This window comes from Promineifilum sp. (SeqCode) (assembly GCF_041918635.1).
In the GTDB taxonomy this organism is placed as follows: domain Bacteria; phylum Chloroflexota; class Anaerolineae; order Promineifilales; family Promineifilaceae; genus Promineifilum.
Genome location: NZ_JAYRVJ010000297.1, coordinates 1 through 4409, shown reverse-complemented (window position 1 = coordinate 4409; position 4409 = coordinate 1). Strand labels below are relative to the sequence as shown.

The window sequence follows — 4409 nt, the reverse complement described above, 5'->3', positions numbered from 1 at the left end:
TGAGCGGGCCGCTGAGCCGCTGGGCCGCGGCCGGTCTGGGCGCGCTGGGGTTGGGCGGCGGTTGGGTGGAGTCGCTGATCATCGATGGCGCGCTGGCGGGCGTGGGTGGGGTGCTGGCTTTCATCCCCGTCTTGCTGTCGCTCTACTTTGCCCTGGCCGTGCTGGAAGATTCCGGCTACATGGCGCGTGGGGCGTTCGTTATGGATCGGCTGATGAACCGCATCGGGTTGCACGGCCGCAGCTTTTTGCCGCTGATGGTCGGCTTCGGCTGCTCCGTGCCGGCCATCTACGCCACGCGCACGCTGACCAACCAGCGCGACCGTATCCTGACCGGGCTGCTTGTGCCGTTCATGAGTTGCGGGGCGCGGCTGCCGGTCTACGTGCTGTTCGCGGCCATCTTCTTCCCTGGCGCGGCCAGCCTGGTCATCCTGGGGCTTTATGTGTTGGGCATCCTCATCGCCATCGCCGTCGGGCTGGCGCTGCAACGGACGCTGCTGCCGGCGACGGCCGCGCCGGGGCTGGTGATGGAACTGCCGCCCTACCGCCTGCCCAACGCGCGCAGCATCTGGTTCCACATGTGGCAGCGGACGCGGGCCTTCCTGCAACACGCGGCGTCGCTTATTCTGCTGACGACGATGGGCATCTGGCTGCTAACGGTTATTCCTGTCTCCGTGGCACAGGATTCTTATCCTGTGTCTTCGCCGGCCGCACAGGATAAGAATCCTGTGCCACCATCTATCGAGTACAGCGCCTTCGGCCGCCTCTCCGCCGCCATCAGCCCCGTCCTACGTCCGTTGGGTTTCGGCTCCTGGCAGGCGGGCGGGGCGCTGCTCAGTGGCCTCGTCGCCAAAGAGGTCGTCGTCAGCACGCTGGCCCAAGTCTACGGCGCGGAAGTCGCCGCGGCCGAGGAAGCCGCGCCCTCCTTCGCCGGCGACCTGCGTCAGATCGTCGCGTCGCTGGCGCAAGCGGTGGGCGACACGTTGCGGGCCATTCCGGGGCTGGTGGGCATCGACCTGACGCGCGAGGATGATGATGCCACGCCGGGGTTGGCCGCGGCCATTCGCGCCGGCTTCCACGAGAGCAGCGGCGGCCACGCCGCCGCGGCCGGGCTGGCCTTCATGGTCTTCGTCCTGCTCTACACGCCCTGTATGGCGGCCGTCGCCGCCGAGCGGCACGAGTTGGGCGGCAAGTGGGCGATGATGAGCCTGCTGGGCCAACTGGTCATCGCCTGGGTGATGGCTTTTGTGGTGTTTCGGGCCGGCGTCTTGTTAGGGGGCGGGTGATGTTGCGCGAACTGCTGCGTCTGGTTGAGACGGCCGAGGGGCCGATCAGCCTGGCCGAGCTGGGCCGGCAGTTGGGCGTCGCGCCGGCGGCGCTGGAGGGGATGCTGGATCATTGGGTGCGCAAGGGGCGACTGACGGTCAGCGGTGGGGCGGCCGCGGCCTGTGGCTCGTGCGCGGGCCACTGCGGCTCCTGCGCCGGCGCGGTCAATTGCCCATTTGTCGCGCGCTTACCAAAAAGCTATTTGGTTGTGGTTGAATAAATGAACCACGGATTTTCACGGATTGAACGGATAAAGAACGGATTGAAACTCTGATTCAATCCGTAAAATCCGTCTTATCCGTGCAAATCCGTGTTGGATTTATTACTCACGTATGAACAACGTATCTGTGGAGCGGCGGGTCTCGTTTCGGAGCGTGGGCCTGCCGGCGGAACATGGCAGCTGGAGCCTCGTCTCCGAACCGATTCTGTTAGGCCTGCTGGCCGCGCCGTCGTGGGCGGGGGCGGCGCTGGCGGCGGGGGCGTTCGCGCTGTTTCTGCTCAACCGGCCGTTCAAGATCTATTGGAACGACCGGCGGCGCGGGCGGGCCTACGAGCGCACCGCCGTGGCCCGGCGCGCCGTCCTGATCTATGGCCTCATCGCCGCCGGGGCGCTGGCCCTGGCGCTGGCGCTGGGCGGGTTGCGGCCGTTCGCGCCGTTGGGGCTGGCTCTGCCGCTGCTGGCTGTCTTCGTCGCCTATGACCAGCGGCCGGGCCGCTACTGGCAGGCGGAACTGGCTGCGCCGGTGGCCTTCGCCGCCGTCGTCGCGGCCATCGTCCTCGCCGGCGGTTGGGCGTGGCCGTCGGCCCTGGCCCTGTGGGGCTTCATGGCCGCCCGCGCCGCGCCGGCTGTGCTGTTCATCCGCGCCCGGCTGCGGCTGGACAAGGGCAAGGCGGTCGCGCCGGGCGATAGCATCCCCACGGCCCTCGCCGCCCACGTCCTGGCGCTGGGCGCGGTCGCCGCGCTGGTCTGGCCGGGCTGGCTGCCGTGGACGGCCCTGCTGGCGGCGGGCCTCCTGCTGGCGCGGGCCGCGTGGGGCCTGTCGCCGTGGCGCTGGCGGTCGTCGGTGAAGGCGTTGGGGGTGTTAGAGACGGTGTTTGGGGTGCTGGCGGTGGCGCTGGTCGCTCTTGGCTACTGGCTAGAGTGAAGAGAAAGAGGCTCACGCAAAGAGCGCCAAGGAAGAAAAGAACGCAAAGAAGAGCATTACTTTGCGTTCTTGGTGATCTTTGCGCTCTTTGCGTGAGCCTCTTCTTCTTCTCAACTATCGAGCGCCGCCCGGGCGGCGGCCAGTTGGGCGGCCAGCGCCGCCGGGGCCGTGCCGCCGGTGACGGTTCGCGCCGCCAGCGCGGCCGGGATGCTCAGGACGCCGGCCACGTCCTCGCCGAATTCGCCGCTGATGGCCTGTAGTTCCTCCACTGACAACTCAGTGAGGGGCACGCCCCGCTCCTCGCCGCGCCGTACCACTTGTCCGGCCAGGTGGTGGGCCGCGCGGAAGGGCACGCCGCGCCTCACCAGGTAGTCGGCCAGTTCCGTCGCCAGCAGCCCCGCCTCCAGTTGCGCCGCCATGCGCTCCGGCCGCAGCTCTAGCGAGCGCAGCAGCCCGGCCATGACCGGCAGCGCCAACTCCAGCGTGTCGGCGGCGTCGAAGACCGGCTCCTTGTCCTCCTGCAAGTCCTTGTCGTAGGAGGAGGGCAGCCCCTTGAGCGTCGCCAGGAAGCCGGTCAGGTGGCCGATGAGCCGGCCGCTCTTGCCCCGGGTCAATTCCAGCGTGTCGGGGTTCTTCTTCTGCGGCATCAGGCTGGAGCCGGTGCTGTAGGCGTCATCGAGGCGCACGAAGCCGAACTCGGCGCTGCTGAAGAGGATGAGCTGCTCCGACAGCCGGCTGAGGTGGACGCCCAGCAGGGCGGCGAAGAAGAGGAATTCGGCGGCAAAGTCGCGGTCGCTGACGGCATCGAGACTGTTGGGTGTGATGGCGGTGAAGCCCAGCCGCTCGGCCAGCCGCGCCCGGTCGATGGGGAAGGCTGTGCCGGCCAGCGCTCCCGCGCCCAGCGGCAGGACGCCGGCCGACCGCCGGGCCGCCGCCAACCGCGTTCGGTCGCGGGCCAGAGGCCAGAAGTGCGACAGCGCCCAATGGCCCCAGGTGACAGGCTGGGCGTGTTGCAGGTGGGTGTAGCCGGGCATGGGCAGGTCGAGCGCTGCCGCCGCGCTGTGGAGCAGGGCGCGCTGGACTTCGGCCAGATGGGCGTCGATCCGGTCGCAGGCGCGCATCAGCCACAGCCGGAAGTCGGTCGCCACCTGGTCGTTGCGGCTGCGGCCGGTGTGGAGCTTGCCGCCGACGGGGCCGGCCAGCTCCGTCAGCCGGCGCTCGACAGCCGAGTGGATGTCCTCGTCATCCGGGGCGATGGCGAACAGCCCGGCGGCGAATTCGCCGCGCACCTGTTCCAGGCCGGCCAGCAGGTCGTCGCGCTCCGCGCCGGTCAGCAGCCCGGCATCGGCCAGCGCCTCGGCCCAGGCCGCGCTGCTGGTGATGTCCTCGTCGTAGAGCCGACTATCGAAGCCGATGCTGGCGTTGTAGCGGTGCACCAGCGCGTCCGTCTGGCCGCTGAACCGGCCGCCCCAGAGTTTGGTCACTGTGAGTACTCCTTTTGTGGAGCAGGGGGGCGGGGGAGCGGGGGAGAAAACTTGCCATCTGCCACTCCGCCTGCATCTGAGGATGCGGACTCTATTCTCCCCTACTCCCCCGCTCCCCCACCCCTCTGCTCCTACGTCCGATAATCGGCATTAATCGTCACATACTGATGCGTCAGGTCGGTCGTCCACACGGTGGCCTCGGCCGCGCCCAGGCCGAGGTCGAGGCGGACGGCGAACTCCGGCGCGGCGAAGACGGCCGCGGCCTCCTCCTCGCGGAAGCCGGCCGGCGTGCCATCGCGCACCAGTTGGAGCGGCTCCGCGCCCGGCGCGCCGACCCAGAGCGCCAGGCAGCTTTGATCGAGCGGGACACCAGCCCGCCCGGCTGCGGCCAGAATGCGCCCCCAGTTGGGGTCGCCGCCGGCGAAGGCCGTCTTGACCAGCGGTGAGGTGGCGATGG

At 69.2% G+C, this 4409-nt stretch carries 5 protein-coding genes; 3 read left to right on the top strand and 2 right to left on the bottom strand.

Going from position 1 to position 4409, the window contains the following annotated elements; all coding sequences use genetic code 11:
• The 3 genes from feoB to ACE3UY_RS09685 all read left to right on the top strand — a co-directional run.
• Positions 1-1283, top strand: a 1283-nt coding sequence (feoB, locus tag ACE3UY_RS09695) for a ferrous iron transport protein B (RefSeq protein WP_374687339.1), incomplete at its 5' end; no start/stop codon positions are given.
• Positions 1283-1543, top strand: a complete 261-nt coding sequence (locus tag ACE3UY_RS09690; protein WP_374687338.1) for a FeoC-like transcriptional regulator — start codon at positions 1283-1285, stop codon at positions 1541-1543. The genes feoB and ACE3UY_RS09690, both read left to right, overlap by 1 nt.
• A 112-nt stretch (positions 1544-1655) precedes the next feature.
• Positions 1656-2468, top strand: coding sequence for a YwiC-like family protein (locus ACE3UY_RS09685; protein WP_374687337.1), 813 nt, complete (start codon positions 1656-1658; stop codon positions 2466-2468).
• Between the two features lie 110 nt (positions 2469-2578).
• Here ACE3UY_RS09685 and argH read toward each other — a convergent pair whose 3' ends face one another.
• Both argH and ACE3UY_RS09675 read right to left on the bottom strand, forming a co-directional pair.
• Positions 2579-3952, bottom strand: a complete 1374-nt coding sequence (gene argH, locus ACE3UY_RS09680) for an argininosuccinate lyase (RefSeq protein WP_374687336.1) — start codon at positions 3950-3952, stop codon at positions 2579-2581.
• Between the two features lie 131 nt (positions 3953-4083).
• Positions 4084-4409, bottom strand: a 326-nt coding sequence (locus tag ACE3UY_RS09675; protein ID WP_374687335.1) for a bifunctional ornithine acetyltransferase/N-acetylglutamate synthase, incomplete at its 5' end; no start/stop codon positions are given.

Excerpts from the sequence above, each read along its gene's own strand:
- ACE3UY_RS09690 (WP_374687338.1), top strand. The coding sequence starts at position 1,283 with ATGTTGCGCGAACTGCTGCGTCTGGTTGAGACGGCCGAGGGGCCGATC.
- ACE3UY_RS09685 (WP_374687337.1), top strand. The coding sequence starts at position 1,656 with ATGAACAACGTATCTGTGGAGCGGCGGGTCTCGTTTCGGAGCGTGGGC.